Origin of the sequence: Corynebacterium simulans (assembly GCF_001586215.1) — a bacterium.
Taxonomy (GTDB): domain Bacteria; phylum Actinomycetota; class Actinomycetes; order Mycobacteriales; family Mycobacteriaceae; genus Corynebacterium; species Corynebacterium simulans.
On sequence record NZ_CP014634.1, the window covers coordinates 1,500,170 to 1,518,294 of the forward strand.

General features: G+C 60.0%; 16 protein-coding genes. 12 read left to right on the forward strand and 4 right to left on the reverse strand.

Features of this window, described 5'->3' with window-relative positions; all coding sequences use genetic code 11:
- Positions 1–31: 31 nt before the first annotated feature.
- Positions 32–1,882, reverse strand: a complete 1,851-nt coding sequence (locus tag WM42_RS07100; RefSeq protein WP_062036565.1) for an FAD-dependent monooxygenase — start codon at positions 1,880–1,882, stop codon at positions 32–34.
- Between the two features lie 156 nt (positions 1,883–2,038).
- Positions 2,039–3,400: an MFS transporter gene (locus tag WM42_RS07105; protein WP_062036566.1), complete on the reverse strand. Its 1,362-nt coding sequence runs from the start codon at positions 3,398–3,400 to the stop codon at positions 2,039–2,041.
- A 124-nt stretch (positions 3,401–3,524) separates the two neighbouring features.
- Between WM42_RS07105 and WM42_RS07110 the strand changes: the two genes are divergently transcribed.
- The 7 genes from WM42_RS07110 (at position 3,525) to WM42_RS07140 (ending at position 11,476) form a co-directional block, all read left to right on the forward strand.
- Entirely contained in the window at positions 3,525–5,003 is a 1,479-nt protein-coding gene (locus WM42_RS07110; RefSeq protein WP_062036568.1) for a fumarylacetoacetate hydrolase family protein, read from the forward strand.
- Entirely contained in the window at positions 5,000–5,671 is a 672-nt protein-coding gene (locus tag WM42_RS07115) for a GntR family transcriptional regulator (RefSeq protein ID WP_062036570.1), read from the forward strand. Before WM42_RS07110 ends, WM42_RS07115 begins: the two co-directional genes overlap by 4 nt.
- A 31-nt stretch (positions 5,672–5,702) precedes the next feature.
- A complete protein-coding gene (hpaE, locus tag WM42_RS07120) occupies positions 5,703–7,217 on the forward strand; it encodes a 5-carboxymethyl-2-hydroxymuconate semialdehyde dehydrogenase (protein WP_062036572.1) in 1,515 nt (504 codons plus the stop codon).
- Between the two features lie 41 nt (positions 7,218–7,258).
- The gene (hpaD, locus tag WM42_RS07125; protein ID WP_062036574.1) at positions 7,259–8,335 is read left to right on the forward strand and encodes a 3,4-dihydroxyphenylacetate 2,3-dioxygenase; all 1,077 of its coding nucleotides are present in this window, start codon (positions 7,259–7,261) and stop codon (positions 8,333–8,335) included.
- Between the two features lie 107 nt (positions 8,336–8,442).
- A complete protein-coding gene (gene hpaH / locus WM42_RS07130; protein ID WP_062036576.1) occupies positions 8,443–9,228 on the forward strand; it encodes a 2-oxo-hept-4-ene-1,7-dioate hydratase in 786 nt (261 codons plus the stop codon).
- Positions 9,213–9,992, forward strand: coding sequence for an HpcH/HpaI aldolase family protein (locus WM42_RS07135; RefSeq protein ID WP_062036578.1), 780 nt, complete (start codon positions 9,213–9,215; stop codon positions 9,990–9,992). The genes hpaH and WM42_RS07135 overlap by 16 nt, the downstream gene beginning before the upstream one ends.
- A gap of 8 nt (positions 9,993–10,000) precedes the next feature.
- Positions 10,001–11,476: an NAD-dependent succinate-semialdehyde dehydrogenase gene (locus WM42_RS07140; protein ID WP_062036580.1), complete on the forward strand. Its 1,476-nt coding sequence runs from the start codon at positions 10,001–10,003 to the stop codon at positions 11,474–11,476.
- Positions 11,477–11,523: 47 nt separating this feature from the next.
- On the opposite strand, the gene WM42_RS07145 is transcribed toward WM42_RS07140, so the two are convergent.
- Positions 11,524–12,048, reverse strand: coding sequence for an excalibur calcium-binding domain-containing protein (locus WM42_RS07145; protein ID WP_062036582.1), 525 nt, complete (start codon positions 12,046–12,048; stop codon positions 11,524–11,526).
- Between the two features lie 49 nt (positions 12,049–12,097).
- The gene (locus WM42_RS07150; protein WP_061925398.1) at positions 12,098–13,042 is read right to left on the reverse strand and encodes an AraC-like ligand-binding domain-containing protein; all 945 of its coding nucleotides are present in this window, start codon (positions 13,040–13,042) and stop codon (positions 12,098–12,100) included.
- A 124-nt stretch (positions 13,043–13,166) separates the two neighbouring features.
- Here WM42_RS07150 and WM42_RS07155 point away from each other — a divergent pair, with 124 nt between their 5' ends.
- The 5 genes from WM42_RS07155 to WM42_RS07175 all read left to right on the forward strand — a co-directional run bounded on the left by WM42_RS07155 (position 13,167) and on the right by WM42_RS07175 (position 18,120).
- Positions 13,167–14,576 (forward strand): aldehyde dehydrogenase family protein, encoded by a 1,410-nt coding sequence (locus WM42_RS07155; protein WP_061925395.1) that lies wholly within the window; start codon positions 13,167–13,169, stop codon positions 14,574–14,576.
- Positions 14,577–14,606: 30 nt separating this feature from the next.
- Positions 14,607–14,870 (forward strand): hypothetical protein, encoded by a 264-nt coding sequence (locus tag WM42_RS07160; RefSeq protein WP_005530783.1) that lies wholly within the window; start codon positions 14,607–14,609, stop codon positions 14,868–14,870.
- A 3-nt stretch (positions 14,871–14,873) separates the two neighbouring features.
- A complete protein-coding gene (locus WM42_RS07165; protein WP_062036587.1) occupies positions 14,874–15,662 on the forward strand; it encodes a zeta toxin family protein in 789 nt (262 codons plus the stop codon).
- A gap of 320 nt (positions 15,663–15,982) precedes the next feature.
- Positions 15,983–17,329, forward strand: coding sequence for a recombinase family protein (locus WM42_RS07170; RefSeq protein WP_235591225.1), 1,347 nt, complete (start codon positions 15,983–15,985; stop codon positions 17,327–17,329).
- Positions 17,330–17,835: 506 nt separating this feature from the next.
- On the forward strand, positions 17,836–18,120 hold the full coding sequence (locus WM42_RS07175) for a lactococcin 972 family bacteriocin (protein WP_046646499.1): 285 nt from the start codon (positions 17,836–17,838) through the stop codon (positions 18,118–18,120).
- Positions 18,121–18,125: the final 5 nt, after the last annotated feature.

Sequence of the window (18,125 nt, forward strand, 5' to 3'; positions counted from 1 at the left end):
GTTGTTTGTGGCTGCTATTTAGAGCTGTTGCTTACTTGGTTGGCAACAGCGCCTTGTTGAAGTAAGCCTCGACAGCCGCGGCGTCGTCAAGCGGCAGGACCGCGCCGACGTATTGGTCTGGGCGGACGATGATAACGGCGCCGTCGCGGGAGATTCCGCGGGCCTGGAAGATGTCGCGCTCTTCGGGCAGGGCGTTGAATACGTTCTCCCAATTGGGGATATGGAACTTGCCGTTGAACGGGCGGAAGAGACGCGGGGCGTCCAAGATCTCGTAATCGTGGTGGTTGGTCTGCTGGTAGATGGCCTTGACGTCGAAGTAGGTGTTCTCGTCGGCGTCAGCGGGAGTGAACTTGGCCAGAACCTCTTTCATCCGCTCGGCCCAGGCGCTGAACTTGGATTCCTCGCCGGCCTTCGGGGCGTCGGCAAAAGCGTAGATGCGGTAGCGGCCGTCTGCGAAATGCTGGTGGCCCAGGTGCTGCTGAACTGCGTCGCAGCGGCGGAGAACCTCAAAGGACTTAAAGCGCTTGCCCACCGGGAAGCCAGTGGCCAGTTCTTGATGCTGGGTGTCGCCGACGATGATGTTCTCCTCGTACTGGGTCATCATGCCGGCGGCGAATTCCTCGGCGGCGACGTAGTACTTCTCCACCGCGCATGGATCCTCGAGTTCCTCCGGCGGGGTGGCCATAAGGGTGGACCATTCCTTATCGAAGTTGATGAGGTTCTGTGCGGCTGGCTGGCGCTCGCCATGGTAGGTGCTCAGCAGCTCCTCCGGCGCGCGGCCATCCAAGACGTGACCAAGCTTCCAGCCGATGTTGAAACCATCCTGCATGGAAACGTTCATACCCTGGCCCGCCTTCGCGGAGTGGGTGTGGCAAGCATCGCCGGTGAGGAAGACGCGCGGGGAATCGTTGTTGTCATCAAAGGCATCGACTAGGCGGTGGCCTACTTCGTAGACGGAGTGCCAAGCCACCATCTTCACATCGATGAAGTAAGGAGAGTAGATCTCGTTGGCCTTCTCAATGATCTTCTCGATTGGCGTCTCGCGGATCTTGCCGTTGTCACCTTCTGGGACGACGCCCAAGTCGACGTAGATGCGGCAGAGGTAGCCGCCCTCGCGCGGGATGTGGAGGATCGAGCCAGCCTTGGAGTGGATGGCACACTTGGTGCGCCAATCTGGGAAGTCGGTATCGACCACGACGTCCATGACACCCCACGCGTGGTTGGCCTGATCGCCGTTTAAGCAACGGCCAATAGACTTGCGCACGCGGGACTTGGCGCCGTCCGAGCCAACGACGTACTTGGCGTGGACCGTGCGGGGATTGCCGTTCTCATCTTCGAGCTTGACGGCAACGGGGTATTCGCCCTCCCCTACCTCGAGCTCGATGAACTTCCAGCCATAGTCCGGTTCGATGCGGCCCGGGGCGCGGTGGGCAAAGCGGGCGAAGTAATCCAGAACGCGGGCCTGGTTGACGATGAGGTGTGGGAACTCGGAGATGCCACCCTCGTCATCGACGGGGCGGGCGCCGCGGATAATGTGCTCGCGGTTTTCTGGATCCGGGTTCCAGAAGGACATCTCGGTGATCTCGTAGGCTTCTTCGGTGATTTCCTTGGCAAAGCCGAAAGCCTGGAAAGTCTCCACGGAACGGGACTGGATGCCGTCTGCCTGGCCCAGGATGAGGCGGTGCGGGCGGCGCTCGATGATGCGAGTGTTGACGCTCGGGAACATTGCCAGCTGTGCAGCCGTGATCATGCCCGCCGGCCCGGAGCCTACGATGAGGACGTCCATGGTGTCTGGCAGTTCGCTGGCGCGGTCGACGCCGTAACCTGCGGGCTCGAGGACGCGGGGGTCTTGGGAAACATAACCATTGTGGTGGAACTGCACTGTGATCTCCTTGTTGGCCAAGATGAAGTGGATGGGATGCAGGTGACTTAACTCAATGCATTTAGGGAGTGTGATCTAAGTCCTATGTGCGGAATCATATATGATGCCGCAGTTTTCTACAATGAGCATTCAGATTTGCGTGGAAACGCTGGGGATTTACTTGCTGAAGATGAAGTGCCCGCGCGCTTGCGCGGCTTCGTGCTCTGGGCCAAGAGGGATTCCCTTGCGCTCACGGAGGATGAAGGTGCACACGAGGCCAACCAGCGAAGCCGTGACTAGATAGCCGGATACCGCGAAGGTGGTGCCCGTTGCTTCGACCAGGGAAGCCGCAATCATCGGGGCGAAAGCTCCGCCTAGGACCGAGCCGAGGGCGTAGGTGATGGAAACGCCCGTGGCGCGAATGGATGCCGGGAAAAGCTCGGCATACATGGCGGACTGGGCGCCGTAGGTCAGGCCCAGGCCAAAGGTTAGCGAGGTCAGTGCCAGATAGAGCAGCTTGAGATCGCCAGTGTTGACCAGAGGGAAAAGCGCTGCGGCGCCGAGCGTCTGAGCGATAAAGCCGATGAGATAAGTCGCGCGGCGACCAATTCGATCGGAGATGGCACCGGCAAACAACGTAAAAAGTGCCCAGGTAAACGCGGAAAGCGTGACGGCATTCAGGACGTCGCCGCGCGCGAGCGCAACCGGACCGTCCGGGTCGGTCGCGTACTTCTGGATGTAGCCGCCCGTGGTCATGTAGCCCACGGTGCCATTGCCTGCGAAAACCAGTGCTGCGGTGAAGACTAGTGGGAAAAACTTCTTGAACAGAACGGCGAAAGGATGTGGCGTTTCTTCCTCTTGGCGCTCGGCGATTTCCTCGAAGACTGGGGATTCGTCAACGCCCATGCGGATTAGGTAACCCACCAAAACCAGAACGAAGGAAAGCAGGAACGGTACACGCCAACCCCAGGCCATGAAGGCGTCGCCAGGCGCGATGGTGTTCATGATTGAAAGAACTCCGGAAGAAAGCAGCAGGCCAGCCGGCACGCCCACCTGGGGTCCGGCGCCATAGAGCCCGCGCTTATCGACGGGTGCGTGCTCCACCGCCATCAGCACCGCACTGCCCCACTCGCCGCCTGCGGAAATTCCTTGGATGATGCGCAGGGCAATGAGCAGGATCGGCGCCCAAACGCCAGCGCTATCGAAGGTGGGCAGGACGCCGATTAGCGTGGTGGCGCCGCCCATGGCAAAGAGGGTGACCATGAGAACCACGCGACGGCCAAGGCGGTCGGCGAAGTGGCCGGCGAGGAAAGCGCCGATTGGGCGGAAGAGGAAGGAAAGGCCAACCGTAAGGAAGGAGATGATGGTGGCCAGGCCGCCTTCCAGCGGGCCGAACATGAGCTTGTTGAATACGAGGCCAGCTACTGCGGCGTAGAGGAAGTAGTCGTACCACTCGATGGCGGTACCGATGGTGGTCGCGGCGACAACACGGCGGCGTTCGGCCGTCGTGATTGTCGGGGCGGCAGTTGCTTGCGACATGTTTTCCCTTTCTAGTTGTGGCTTGTCGTATACCTAACCACTTATTGTGAGTTGAACCACTTGCGGCGTTGGTAGGGATAATATACGATTTGGGCAAACATTTGAGAGAAAAGAAGGATTTTTCATGGCTGTACCCCAATTTCTGCCTGAGAAACCGGGCAAGATTATTGCCGTGCACGTGGCTTTTGAGTCCCGTGCCGCTCAACGTGGTCGCTGGCCCAAGACCCCGAGTTACTTCCTGAAGGCGACCAGTACCCTGGCGGAATCCGGCGGCGTCGTCGAGCGTCCGGCGGGCACTGAGCTGTTGGCGTTTGAGGGCGAGATTGCGCTCATCATTGGCAAGCCGGCTCGCAATGTCACCTTGGATGAGGCTTGGGGTCATGTTGCCTATGTAACTGCGTCCAATGACCTGGGGCTTTATGATTATCGCGCGCAGGATAAGGGATCTAATACCCGTTCCAAGTCCCGCGATGGTTATACGCCGATTGGGCCCATGCTTATCGACGCCCAGAAGATCGACCCCGCCTCGTTGCGCCTGCGCACCTGGGTTAATGGCGAGCTGGCGCAGGAGGGTACCTCGTCTGAGAAGGACCTCATCTTCCCTCTCGCGCAATTTGTCGCGGACCTCTCCCAGCACATGACTCTGGAGACTGGCGATATCATCCTGACGGGCACCCCGGCGGGCTCCACCGTGATCAAGCCCGGCGATGTCGTCGAGGTCGAGGTTGACGTACCGGGTGGCGAGACCTCCGGACGTCTTAAGACGGCAGTCGTAGAAATCCCGGCTTCCTTCGATTCAGCTCTGGGCAACCTGCCGAATGTTGATGACAAGCAGCGCGAGGATGCCTACGGCGACCGTGAGTCCGCTGGGCTTCCGCCGCTTCCCTCTTCCTCCTCTTCCGAACTTTCCGCGGAATTGAAACGGAAATTGGAGGAGGCGCCCACCGCCGGACTTTCGGCACAGTTACGAAATCGCGGCATCAACCAATCCGTTATCGAAGGCGTCTATCCACAGACTCCGGGCACCAAAATGGTGGGCGTCGCCCGCACCCTGCGCTTCGTTGCCGGGCGCGAAGATCTCTTCAAGAGCCACGGCGGCGGCTTCAACGAGCAGAAGAAAGTCTTCGACACCGTAAAGGAAGGCGAAGTAATCGTTATCGAGGCTCGCCAAGAGCCGGGGTCTGGCACCTTGGGCGACATCCTTGCACTGCGCGCGAAGACCCGCGGCGCGGCCGGTGTTGTCACTGATGGTGGTGTGCGCGACTACGAGGCGGTCCGTGAGATCGGCCTGCCCGTCTTCACCCAAGGCGCACACCCATGCGTGCTCGGCCGCAAGCACGTTCCGTGGGATAGCGACATTGCTGTTTCCTGTGGCAACGCCACCGTTATCCCGGGAGACATCATCGTCGGCGATGACGACGGCGTCATCGTCATCCCGCGCGAGCTGGCTGAGGAGGTAGCAGACGCTGCGCTTGCCAAGGAGCACGAGGATGAGTGGGTGGCCGAGCAGGTCAAGGCCGGTGCAAGCCTCGACGGCATGTTCCCGCCAAAGGGCGCCAACAAGGAGGCCTACCTCGCCTTCAAGAATGGGGGTGGTCAATGAGCCTCGCGGAGAGCAAATCCCAACAGGCCTATAACTGGATAAGCCAGCAGATCCGCACCCGCGGATACGAGCCAGGCCACCGCTTGGTTCTTACAACAATTGCAGAAGAACTCGATGTCAGCGTCGTGCCGGTGCGCGAGGCCATCAGGCAGCTCGAAGCCGAAGGGCTGGTTACCTACGAACGCAATGTGGGCGCGCGAGTAACCACCCACAACCGCGAGGCCTACTACGAATCCATGGAGATCGTGGCCACACTCGAGGCCCGGGCAACCGCCCAGTCCGCTCCCTTCCTCGAAGCCGCGGACGTCGCCAAGGCGCGAGAGCTTAATCAGCAGATGCGCGAGCTTGTTGTCACCCACGACCCAGACGAGTTCACCAAGCTCAACAAAGAATTTCATAGCGTGCTCTTTGCCAAGTGTCCCAACGAAAGGCTTGTAAAGCTGGTTTACGAGCAATGGGACCAACTGGAATATCACCGCGTTTCGACCTTCCGCTACATCCCGGAGCGGGCGTTGGACTCGGTGGAAGAACACGAAAAGCTAATCACCCTCATTGAGATCGGCGCCGAGGAAGCATACGTGGAAAAGGTTGCACGGGAACACCGCTTGCAAACCTCCCGGAGCTATCGGGCAAAAAACGCCGAAACAGACACTGCAAACGCAACCTAGATACCCAGACTTAAAGGAGAACCCTAAAGCCATGAGCATCAACAACGACGCCGCGAAGCCAAACGACCTGCCAGAGAAGATCCTCCACTACATCGATGGTGAATTCGTTGCCTCTATTGATGGCGACGAGTTCGAGGTACTCGATCCGGTAACCAACCAGAACTACATCAAGGCCGCCTCCGGCAAGCCGGCCGACATCGACAAAGCCGTTGCTGCCGCCAAGGCTGCCTTTGAGCGCGGCGAGTGGTCCAAGGCTCTCCCCCGCGAGCGCGCTCGCGTCCTCAACAAAATCGCAGACATCGTCGAGACCCGCGCAGACAAGCTGGCTGCTTGGGAGTCCTTCGACTCCGGCCTGCCAATCACCCAGGCCAATGGCCAGGCCAAGCGCGCGGCGGAGAACTTCCGCTTCTTCGCTGACCTCATCGTTGCGCAGGCCGACGACGCCTACAAGGTTCCGGGCCGCCAGATCAACTACGTCAACCGCAAGCCAATCGGCGTCGCAGGTCTTATCACCCCGTGGAACACTCCTTTCATGCTGGAGTCCTGGAAGCTCGCCCCTGCTATCGCCACTGGTAACTCCGTTGTCCTGAAGCCGGCTGAGTTCACCCCGCTTTCCGCACAGCTGTGGGCAGGCATCTTTGAGGAGGCTGGCCTCCCGAAGGGCGTCTTCAACCTAGTCAACGGCTTCGGCGAGGAAGGCTACGCGGGCGACCCACTGGTCAAGCACCCAGACGTCCCGCTGATCTCCTTTACCGGCGAGTCCCGCACCGGTCAGATTATTTTCGGAAACGCGGCACCGCACCTGAAGGGTCTGTCGATGGAGCTGGGCGGCAAGTCCCCTGCCATTGTCTTCTCCGACGCGGACCTCGACACCGCAATCGACGCCTGTATCTTCGGCGTGTTCTCCCTGAATGGCGAGCGCTGCACCGCCGGCTCGCGCATCCTCGTCCAGCGCGACATTTACGATGAATTCGTTGAGCGTTACACGGCCGTCGCCAAGCGCGTAAAGGTGGGCCTGCCTTCCGATCCGAAGACCGAGGTTGGCGCCCTGGTTCACCCAGAGCACTACGAGAAGGTCACCTCCTACATCGAGATCGGCAAGCAGGAAGCAAAGCTGGCAGCCGGCGGCGAGCGCCCAGAGGGCTTTGAAGAGGGCAACTTTGTGCAACCGACCGTCTTCGTTGACGTCGACCCATCCGCCCGCATCTTCCAGGAAGAAATCTTCGGCCCAGTCGTTGCCATCACCCCGTTCGACACCGACGAGGAAGCGCTCGAGCTGGCCAACAACACCAAGTACGGTCTGGCCGCATATGTCTGGACCTCCGACCTCAAGCGTGCGCACAACTTCGCACAGAACGTTGAGGCTGGCATGGTCTGGCTGAACTCGAATAACGTCCGCGACCTACGTACCCCATTCGGCGGCGTGAAGGCTTCCGGCCTGGGCCATGAGGGTGGCTACCGTTCCATCGACTTCTACACCGACCAGCAGGCAGTCCACATCAACCTCGATAAGGTTCACAACCCGGTCTTCGGCAAGCAGGACTAAATCCTTTTTCTCTCACCTACTTTTCACCCAAGGAGCACATCATGACCAACGTTCAAGCACCGGATATCCTGCGTTGCGCCTACATGGAGATCGTTGTCACCGATCTTGAGGCTTCCCGTAAGTTCTACGTGGATACCTTAGGCCTCGTCGTGACCGAGGAAGATGACAACGCAATCTACCTGCGCACCTACGAGGAGTTCATCCACCATAACCTGGTGCTGCGCAAGGGCCCTGTTCCGGCAGTGGCGGCCTTCTCCTACCGCGTGCGTAGCCCCGAAGATCTGGACCGTGCTGAGGAGTTTTACAAGGCCCGCGGCTGCGAGGTTCGTCGCAACAAGGACGGCTTTGTCAAGGGCATCGGCGATTCCGTTCGTGTGCAGGATCCGCTCGGTTTCCCGTACGAGTTCTTCTACGAGGTAGAGCACCGCGAGCGTCTGGCGTGGAGCTATGACGCTCATATCCCGGGCGCGTTGGTTCGCTTGGATCACTTCAATCAGATCACCCCGGATGTTCCGAAGGCCGTGGATTACATGGAGGATCTTGGCTTCCGTATCACTGAGGATATCCGCGATGAACAGGGCACCGTCTATGCCGCATGGATGCGCCGTAAGCCGACCGTCCACGACACCGCAATGACCGGTGGTGACGGCCCGCGCATGCACCACATCGCGTTCGCTACCCACGAGAAGCACAACATCATCGCCATCTGCGACAAGCTTGGCGCTCTCCGCGAGTCTGACGCTATCGAGCGCGGCCCAGGCCGTCACGGTGTTTCCAATGCCTACTACCTCTACTTGCGCGACCCGGATGGTCACCGCGTGGAGATCTACACCCAGGATTACTACACCGGCGACCCAGACAACCCGGTTGTCACCTGGGACGTCCACGACAACCAGCGTCGCGACTGGTGGGGTACCCCGGTTGTTCCTTCTTGGTACCGCGACGGCTCCACCGTCCTCGACCTCGATGGCAATCCGGTTCCGCTGGTCGAGCGCACCGATGAGTCCGAGATGGCGCAGACCATCGGCGCGGATGGCTTCTCCTACACCCGCAAGGAAGATTCCGAGGAGATGCCGGAGTGGAAGCAGGGCGAGTTCAAGCTCGGCAACCAGCTCTAAAGCTCTCATGGATGCTGGACTGTGATTTCAAGGTTGATTAAAACCCAGAAATGCGGTCCAGCTTTTCTGCATGTTTCACGTGAAACAACGAACTAAGGAATTCGACAATGTTAGATAGCAAGCAACATATAGCCATCGCGGATGAGCTGGCGCAGGCCGAGCGCGACCGCACGATGATTCCTCTGCTGAGCACTCGTTTCCCGGACATGGGTGTGGAGGATTCTTATGCCATCCAGGGTGAGTGGGTAAAGCGCGGCATCGCCGGTGGGCGGCGCCTCGTTGGCCGCAAGATTGGTCTGACCTCCAAGGTGATGCAGGAGGCAACCGGTATTACCGAACCGGACTACGGTGCCATCTTTGCGGACCAGGTCTATGAGAACGGATCCGCTATCGAGCACGCGCAGTTCTCGAACGTGCGCATCGAGGTGGAGCTCGCCTTTGTTCTCAAGGAGGACCTGGCGGGGCCTAACTGCAGCATCTTTGACGTGCTCCGCGCGACCGATTACGTGGTGCCAGCCTTGGAGATCCTCTCCTCCCGCATTGAGATGAAGGGCCGCACCATCGTGGACACCATCTCTGACAACGCGGCGCTCGGTGCGATGGTTTATGGCGGCAACCCAGTCCGTCCCGAAGACGTTGACCTCCGTTGGGTCTCCGCCCTCCTCTATCGCAATGAATCCATCGAAGACACCGGCGTCGCCGCGGCGGTGCTCAACCATCCGGCGATGGGCGTCGCCTGGCTGGCGAACAAGCTGCATGCCCACGGCGACACTTTGAAGAAGGGCGACATCATCCTCGCCGGCTCCTTCACCAAGCCGATGTGGGTGGAGCCGGGCGATGCCGTCCACGCCGATTACGGAAAGTTGGGAGCAATCACATGCCGATTCCAGTAGAACTTCCGCCAACCTTCACGCGCGCGCTTGACGACGCCCCCTTGATCGGCGCCTGGATCTGCTCCGGCTCCCAGGTGGCGGCGGAGATTGTTGCTTCCGCCGGTTTCGATTGGCTGCTCATTGATGGCGAGCACTCCCCTTATAGCTTGGAGACCATCGCAGAATTGCTTCGGGCCACAGATGTGTATGGGCCAACCCGCATGGTGCGTGTTCCGGTTAATGATACCGCACTTATCAAGCAATACCTAGATGTTGGTGCCCAGAATCTGATGGTGCCTATGGTCGATACTGCAGCCGAGGCCGAGAAGGCTGTAGCGGCAATGTATTACCCACCGCGCGGTGTGCGCGGCGTCGGCAGTGCGTTGGCTCGTTCTTCCCGCTGGAATGGTGTGGAGGGGTATTTGCAGAAGGCCGCTGAGACCGTCAGCCTGACCGTGCAGATTGAGTCCTTCACCGCTGTGGAGAACGCGGCGGAGATCGCGGCAGTCGATGGTGTTGACCAAGTATTTGTCGGCCCATCGGATTTGGCGGCCTCAATGGGGCTGCTGGGACAGCAGACTCACCCAGACGTGCTGGACGCAGTGCAGCGTACTTTCGATGCGGTCCGTGCCGCGGGCAAGCCGGTGGGCGTCAACGCTTTCAATCTGGAGCAGGCGCAGCGTTATCTTGACGCAGGTGCGTCGTTTGCACTGGTAGGAGCTGATGTCCAGCTGTTGTCCGGTGCGGCGCGTACGCTGGCGGACAAATTCTCGAAGAAAGGTTAGCAACTTTTATGACTATCAATGTTGAGCAACTGTTGGCCAAGGTTCCGACCGGCCTGCTGATTAACGGGCAGTGGCGCGATGCTGCGTCAGGTGAGACCTTCGACGTGGAGAATCCCGCCACCGGCGAGGTACTAGCCACATTGGCTTCGGGTAACTCGGAGGATGCCGTGGCCGCACTGGATGCCGCCTGTGCCGTCCAGGACGAGTGGGCGCGCACAACCCCGCGCGAGCGTTCTAACATCCTGCGTCGTGCCTTCGAGCTTGTTACCGAGCGCAAGGATGAATTCGCTGCGTTGATGACCTTGGAAATGGGCAAGCCTCTGGCTGAGGCCTACGGTGAGGTCACTTATGGTGCGGAGTACCTGCGCTGGTTCTCTGAGGAAGCCGTGCGTGACTATGGCCGCAGCTTGCCCGCACCGGAGGGCACCCTTCAGATGGTGACCCGCCGTAAGCCGGTGGGCCCGTGCCTGCTTATCACCCCGTGGAACTTCCCACTCGCCATGGCCACCCGCAAGGTTGCGCCGGCGGTTGCTGCGGGCTGCACCATGGTGCTCAAGCCAGCGAAGCTGACTCCGCTGACCGCTCAGTACTTCGCCCAGACCATGATTGACGCGGGTCTTCCGGAGGGCGTTCTGAACGTCGTGGCGGGCAAGTCCGCTTCCGCCATTTCTGAGCCGGTCATGGCTGACTCGCGCCTCCGCAAGGTGTCTTTCACTGGCTCTACTCCGGTGGGTAAGACCTTGTTGAAGGCTGCTGCGGACAACGTTCTGCGCACCTCCATGGAGCTCGGCGGCAACGCGCCGTTCATTGTTTTCGAGGACGCAGACTTGGATCAAGCTGTAGCGGGTGCGATGGGCGCGAAGATGCGCAACATTGGTGAGGCCTGCACCGCAGCTAACCGCTTTATTGTGCACGAGTCCGTGGCCGAAGAGTTCGCACAGAAGTTTGCAGCCAAGATCTCTGAGCTCAAGGTGGGCAACGGTATGGACGAGGGCGTTACCTGTGGGCCGCTCATTGAGAAAAAGGCCCAGGACAACGTCGCCGCGCTCGTCGAAGACGCCGTCGCCAAGGGTGCCAAAGTTCTCGTCGGCGGCAGCCGTGGTGAGGGTGCTGGCTACTTCTACGAGCCGACCGTCCTGACCAATGTTTCACGTGAATCACGCGTGGCGCAGGAGGAGATCTTCGGACCGGTTGCGCCGATCCTTACCTTCAGCGATGAAGCCGAGGCCATCGAGCTGGCCAACGACACCGAGTATGGCCTGGCCTCCTATGTGTTCACGGAAGACTCCGACCGTATGTGGCGCCTGGGCGATGGCCTAGAGTTCGGCCTCATGGGCTTCAACGCCGGTGTCATCTCTAACGCCGCTGCCCCATTCGGTGGCGTCAAGCAGTCCGGCATGGGCCGCGAAGGCGGCGCCGAGGGCATCGAGGAGTACACCTCGCTGCAGTACATCGGTGTGCGTAACCCATACGCCAACCGATAAGGAATATAAGAAAAGCAGCCACTCCGATGGGGTGGCTGCTTTAGGTCTTAACGAGGGTCGCGCTCGCAACCAACGCCATCGCCATCACGATCAAACTTCGACATGAAGCCAGGATCGCCAGAGCGGATTGGGCGGCCAATGGAGTTCCACACGGCAGTGCAGTTTGCATAGCTGGCGGTGACGCGAGCAGGGGCGGGTGCCATCACGCGAGGTGGGGCTGGAGCTGGCCTAGCGGCGGGAGCGGGAGCTGGTGCCGGTGCTGGCGCAGGGGCGGGAGCTGGTGCTGGAGGATTCGGAATAATTCCAGGTAGCGGATTGGGGATCATGCGCTGTTGAACAGCCCAATAGACTCCGCCCGCGATGAGGCCGGCCAATGCGAGAGCGCCAACGACAGAGCCAACAATTACCCCGGTATTAGGTTCAGAGGACTGGGAGTTGGTGGCGGTATCTTGTTCGGCTGTAACGCTCGTTTCGGAGGCAACCGGAGCGTTAACTTCTTGTGCTTGCGCTGGAGAGATAGCGCCAAATGAGAGGGCCGCTGCAAGCAGTAGGCCAAGAGATTTCTTCTTCACAAATTTGTTATGCGACCACGCAGAGCCGTATGGAGGCTAAATGGGAGATTTACCCCCATCTAGAACTCTTAAAGGGATGGAGTGCGAAACGGGCGCGATAAGCGCTGGGAGAAAGTCCGAACTCAGCCTTGAAGATGCGCGAGAAATGCGAAGGATCGTGCAGGCCGTAGCGCGAGGCGATGGTGCCAATGGATTCCTTGGCATTTAAGGGGTTTGTTAGCTCCTCCCGTACTTTCTCTAGTCGGCGGCTGCGGATATAGGAGCCTACTGATAGGCCTTGTGCGGCGAAGCGGGAATGGAGATGACGCACGGATACGAAAAGCGCCGTGGCGATACTGCTTGGGGAAAGTTCTGCATCACCCAAATGCTGCTCGATATATGAGGTGGCCTGGTTGAATAACAAATTCTTCGAGTCAGAGGCGGTGTCGACTTCAGAAGAGAACACTGTGACCAACATGTTCAAGGCGGAGCGAACAAGGGCCGGGGCGTGCGGGCCTTCCAGCACGTCGAGGTTATTGGCCAGCTGCTCGAAAAGCGGCACTGCCACCTTGCCCAAGCCATGATCACGGGAAACTGGGCTCGCAGTTAGCTGCTGAATCTGCGCCGGTGTGAGGCTAAGTAGGCTCTGTGGAAAGTGAACGATAAGAGTGTGCTGCTCGACGGGATATTCAAGAACATAAGGCCGTTGAGTGACATACAGTGCTAAGTCACCGGGATGAAGCTCGCAGGTTCGGCCATCTTGCGCCATGGTGGAGCGGCCGGAAAGCTGGAGGCTGAGCTTGCAAAAGGGGGCGTCGGCAAGCGCTGCGTTTTCCCTTTTTACCGAATGGGGCGCGGTGCGCATGTCAAAGAGGGAGACCTCCCCCACCCTGGTGCTGGTGAGCTGAGCCCAAAAGGTGCTCGCCTCGGGTGCATGAACTTCCAGCTTGCCGAAGGTCTCCGAAGACGCCGCGCGCCAGGCCGCGAGGTCATAGTGCGAGGAAGGGTTGGGCATATAAGTACTATACAGTGACCTCAAGCACATTTTTGAACAAGTTTTGTGCGCTTAAAGTCAAGCGACAATATGTGTTGTGGGTAACAATAGTCAAAACTTTGCACACCTCGACTAAGGAGAATAAATGTCGCAGTTCGCCACGTATGAAGATCTTCTCGCAGCTGTTAGCGCTGAGGATGGCGTAGAAATCATCAACCCAGCCACCGAAGAGGTTGTGGGCGTCGCACCTGAAGGCAGTGTTGAGGAGCTCAATGCGGCGGTCGAGCGCGCGGTTCACGCGCAGAAGTCCTTTGCAAAGCTCAGCGACTCTGAGCGCTGTGACCTCCTGCTCAAGGCTGCGGACGCCATTGAGGCTTCCGCGGAGCCACTGGTGGAGCTGCTCTCCCGCGAGCAGGGCAAGCCGCTGAACGGCCCGAATGCTCGCTTCGAGGTTGGTGCGTGCTCCGCGTGGCTGCGCGCGACGGCGTCCTTCGAGTCCCCTGATTACACCGCTGTCGATGATGACATCACCGCGACGGTGCACTACCGTCCGCTCGGCGTCGTCGGTGCGATTGGCCCGTGGAACTGGCCGATGATGATCACCATTTGGCAGATTGCCCCGGCCCTACGCATGGGTAATGCCGTGGTGGTTAAGCCTTCCGAGTACACCCCGCTGTCCGTCCTGGCGCTCATCAAGGTCTTTAATTCCGTGCTTCCGGAAGGCGTCCTGCAGGTTGTCACCGGTGACGGCGCGGTAGGCGCAGCGCTGACCACTCACGCGGACATCGACAAGATCATGTTCACCGGCTCCACTGCGACCGGCAAGAAGATCGTCGAGTCCTCTGCCGCGAACCTGCAGCGCCTCACCCTTGAGCTCGGCGGTAACGATGCGGGCATCGTGCTTGACGACGCCGACCCAGCCGCCATCGCCGGCGACCTTTTCTGGGGCGCGTTCATCAACACTGGACAGACCTGCGCGGCAATGAAGCGCCTGTACGTGCCGGAATCGCTTTACGACGCCGTCTGCGAAGCCCTCGTCGAGGTAGCCAAAGCCTCGCCGATGGGTGTGGGCTTGGAAGAAGAAAACGTGCTCGGCCCGCTGCAGAACAAGCAGCAGTTCGACATCGTGGACAAGCTGGTAAAGGCAGCGAAGGAGTCCGGAGCGCGCGTGCTGTTGGGCGGCGACCCTGACTATGACGCGCCGGGCCACTTCTACCCCACCACCCTGGTGGCAGATATCGACCCGGATAACCCGCTCGTCGTCGAGGAGCAGTTTGGCCCTGCTCTGCCGATCATCAAGTACACCGATTTGGACTGGGCAATCGAGCAGGCCAACAAGCTCGATGTCGGCCTTGGTTCCTCGGTGTGGTCCGCCGATCGCGAGCGTGCGCGTGAGGTTGCGGCGCGTCTCGAGGCTGGTACCACCTGGATTAACGGTCACGGCGGCGTCGACCCGCGCGTGCCATTCGGCGGCATCAAGTCTTCGGGCTACGGCGTGGAGTTCGGTACCGAAGGCCTCAAGGGCCTGGCCTACCCGCAGATTATCAACGGCTAAAACCGCCGTGGCGCTGCTATTCTAAGCGCCATGAGCACCGCCAACGTCCCGGAGATCGAGTACGCAGCCTTCGACGCAATGAAGGAGGTTGCGTCCTCGCTGAAAGCTGCCTACCTCACTCGGGCCGCTGAAGCAGGCAACGATGTTGAATCACAATGGTGGATTCGTCAGAATTGGCTGGTAGAGGACATAGTCAGTGGTGTTGATTCAACCGACATTGAAGCCATCCGCGCCGCTGCGGCTCTCTTTGCGCAGCGGCTTGAAGCCCTCTCCTCCGAGCACAAAGCGGCATAGCTTATGCTTTCCGCCGCTGATTTCCCCGTTGATCCACAAGTTATGGAGCAACGGCTAAAGACTCTGCAAGCCAGCTACTTTGGCCGATCGAATGCTCACAGTCCGTCTGTTCCAGAAGTCATTTATGTGGCGGGGCAGCCAGCGTCAGGCAAATCAACGGCTATTGAATCTGTAAAGAATGGTCACGCGGTCCTTGATTCCGATGAGGTTCGGAAGCTGCACCCCGCCCTCGACGAGATCATGGAGCGCGACCCCCTGCGCATGGACGTGCTCACCAATGGTCCGGTGCCCTATTGGATGTCCTCGCTGATTGAGTATGGCCGGCAGCACGGGCACTCCCTCATCATTGAGAACACGCTGTCCAACCCGGAATTCATCGCAGGAGAGATAGCCAAGTTTCGCTCCGCGGGTTTCCGCGTGAGGGTCGTGGGCTTGGCGGTGGCGCAGGAGGTCTCCAGGCTCGGTGTCGTCCAGCGCTACCTGGAGGCGCAGCGCGTGAGCCGCTACCCGCGCTGGACCAATGAGGTTTCCCATACGTCGGGCTTTAAGGCCATCGTCCCAGGGCTTCAAGCGATTGCCCCGCTTGTCGACGACCTCGAGATCCGCACCCGCGACGGCCGCACCTTGAGCGGTATCGAGGATATTGAAGCCGAGCGCGCAACCTGGTTCGACTCCCCCGCCATTCGTGCTGATTGGCTGGCCCGCTTCGACAGCTGCGACTTGAGTGGCCTTGAAGCGGAGAAGCTCACGCAAAACCTCGTGGCTGATGCAGAGCGTATCCGCAAACTTTAAGGCTGTGCCCGTGGAACTGCGCGCCCGGTAGGCGGTGAGAGCTTCGTGTCAAAGCGGCTGCTGGCGAGCTAGCGGTCTGCGAGGTCGAGCAGGCTGAGGATGTCGTCTGCGTGGAGTTTCGTTTCAATGTAACCTAAATGCGCTATGAATAGCGTATGACTACACGTGCTACTATTTACCTCCGTATCTCGTTAGATGCTGCCATGGACGGCCTCGCCATCGACCGGCAGCGTCAGGACTGCGAAGCCCTCGCCGAGTAACGCGGCTGGGACGTCGTGCATACCTACGTCGATCAATCGATCTCTGCATCAAAGAAGGACGTGGACCGTCCCGACTACGACGCGATGGTGGCGTCCTTTGAGCGCGGCGAGATCGACGCGATCATTTGCTGGGACCTCGACCGCCTCACACGACAGCCCGCGCAGCTCGAAGAGTGGATCGACAGGGCGGAAGAGCAGGGGCTGAAACTCGTCACCGCGAACGGTGATGCTGACCTTGCCACCGACGGCGGCAGAATGTACGCGCGTATCAAAGCAGCCGTGGCGCGCGGCGAGATCGAACGCAAAAGCATGCGCCAATCCCGTGCGCAACAGCAGCGCGCCGAGCAGGGCCGCTGGTACTCCGGCGGTGTGCGCCCGATCGGCTACACCTCCACCGGCGAGATCATCCCATCCGAAGCCGCCGCCGTGCTCGGTATGTTCCGCGCTGTCGAGAGGGGCAACTCCATGCGCGATATCGCACGCGCCTTATCTGGGGTCGATCAACCGGGCTTGCCGGACATTCCGACCACGCCGCGCCATATGCACACCGTGGTCACAGAGCGCAACGCACGCCGTCGCGCTGCTGGCCAGGAAGAAAAGTCGGTTCCCGACGCGCAGCCCTGGGCCTACACGTCGTTGCACTCGATCCTGCGCAACCCCGTGTATGCCGGCTACTCCACGTATAAGAAGGCCAAGCGCAAAGGCGTGAAGAACAAATACCGCCGTGTCACGCATATCGTCCGCGACCCCGATACCGGCGAGCCGGTGAAAGGGCAGTGGGAGCCGATCGTCACACCCGATCTGTGGTGGCGTGTGCAAAACGTGCTCGATGATCCCGACCGGCTGACAAACAAGGAGCGCCGGAACACTCGCCGCCATCTTGGCTCGGGCCTGTATGTCTGCGACGAGTGCGGCAACCCCGTGCACACGCATGCCGACCGCTACCGCTGCGCGGCCTGTGGCTTAGTGCGCACTCATAGCGTCGATGATTTTGTGCTCGCCGTGATCCGCGCCCGCCTTGGCCGTGACGACCTAGCAGACCTGTTGCCAACTGCGGATGACGACGAGGTCGACGCCATCGACGACGAACTCGCTGAGCTTCGCGCAAAGCTCGCCCGCGTCCAGGCTGACTACGACGAGGAGCTTATCGAGGCCCGTGACCTCAAGCGCGCGCGAAACCGTTATGAGCCGCAGATCGAGAAACTCGAAACGCGCCGTGCCCGCCTTGCTGGCGCATCGGCGCTGCTCGACACAACCGGCTACGCCTCGCCCGTGGACGCCTTCGACAACGCAGAGCTTGCCGTGCAGCGTCGAGTCATTAACACCCTGTGCCAGGTGCGCCTGCGCCGTGGCGTGCGCGGCACCAAGACCTTCAACCCTGAATCGGTGCAGATCGTGTGGAACTAGGTTGCAGTGTGTGGCACATCAACAATCGCGCGCATGTGCTGCGCCTTAGGGGCGGCCTAAGCAAGCGCACGACACCGTGCGCTTGCGGCGTGCGAAACTAGGCAGGAGTTTCGCGCAGCTGACGTTGGCGAGGATGACGTCAGAAGAGAGCAAGGACGAAAGGGCGTGTTGCGGGCAACCCCACTCCGTACGGGGTGAATCCAAGACATAGCGGACCAAGGACAACCACCGCCCTCCCGAGCCTAAGGCCCGTGAAAAGTACCAATAAAATTAGAAAACTGGTTCTATTCCCATTTATATTCACTTAGGGTAGCCTTCCTTTTGAGGCAATCCCGCCTCATTTCCTCTCTCAAAGGAGACTGTTATGACCCCCAAAAAAGCGCACTCGGCAGTTTGCAGCGCTGCTGATTGCCTCTGCTCTGAGCGTTTCCGTATCTAACTCAGCCGTTGCTTCCGCAGAAGAATTCCAAGACCACGGCGCCAAGGGAGGCTTTGCTTCCGGTGTGATGGCCGAGCTACTCGGCGAGGCAGCACCAGCCTTCACAACCTACTGGGCATCTGTCGGCCGGAAAGTTCGCTACCCTGCAGGTGGCGGTACCTGGGAGTACGGATTCTGGGACGCTAAGGCGCGTTCTTATTTCACCGTGAATCGGTGCCATACTTCGACTGTGATCGTCAACGACAGAAGGCAACAAAGCATCGACACCCGCGGCGGCCAGAAGTCGATCGCCGAGCTTTGGGCAACGAATTTGCCGGGCACTAAGGACAGCTACTACTACAACTTCTGCTAGAACTC

Bases quoted from the DNA above. Each gene is read 5' to 3' on its own strand.
- WM42_RS07105 (WP_062036566.1), bottom strand. From the start codon at position 3,400: ATGTCGCAAGCAACTGCCGCCCCGACAATCACGACGGCCGAACGCCGC.
- WM42_RS07110 (WP_062036568.1), top strand. From the start codon at position 3,525: ATGGCTGTACCCCAATTTCTGCCTGAGAAACCGGGCAAGATTATTGCC.
- WM42_RS07115 (WP_062036570.1), top strand. From the start codon at position 5,000: ATGAGCCTCGCGGAGAGCAAATCCCAACAGGCCTATAACTGGATAAGC.
- hpaE (WP_062036572.1), top strand. From the start codon at position 5,703: ATGAGCATCAACAACGACGCCGCGAAGCCAAACGACCTGCCAGAGAAG.
- hpaD (WP_062036574.1), top strand. From the start codon at position 7,259: ATGACCAACGTTCAAGCACCGGATATCCTGCGTTGCGCCTACATGGAG.
- hpaH (WP_062036576.1), top strand. From the start codon at position 8,443: ATGTTAGATAGCAAGCAACATATAGCCATCGCGGATGAGCTGGCGCAG.
- WM42_RS07135 (WP_062036578.1), top strand. From the start codon at position 9,213: ATGCCGATTCCAGTAGAACTTCCGCCAACCTTCACGCGCGCGCTTGAC.
- WM42_RS07140 (WP_062036580.1), top strand. From the start codon at position 10,001: ATGACTATCAATGTTGAGCAACTGTTGGCCAAGGTTCCGACCGGCCTG.
- WM42_RS07150 (WP_061925398.1), bottom strand. From the start codon at position 13,042: ATGCCCAACCCTTCCTCGCACTATGACCTCGCGGCCTGGCGCGCGGCG.
- WM42_RS07155 (WP_061925395.1), top strand. From the start codon at position 13,167: ATGTCGCAGTTCGCCACGTATGAAGATCTTCTCGCAGCTGTTAGCGCT.
- WM42_RS07160 (WP_005530783.1), top strand. From the start codon at position 14,607: ATGAGCACCGCCAACGTCCCGGAGATCGAGTACGCAGCCTTCGACGCA.
- WM42_RS07165 (WP_062036587.1), top strand. From the start codon at position 14,874: ATGCTTTCCGCCGCTGATTTCCCCGTTGATCCACAAGTTATGGAGCAA.
- WM42_RS07175 (WP_046646499.1), top strand. From the start codon at position 17,836: ATGGCCGAGCTACTCGGCGAGGCAGCACCAGCCTTCACAACCTACTGG.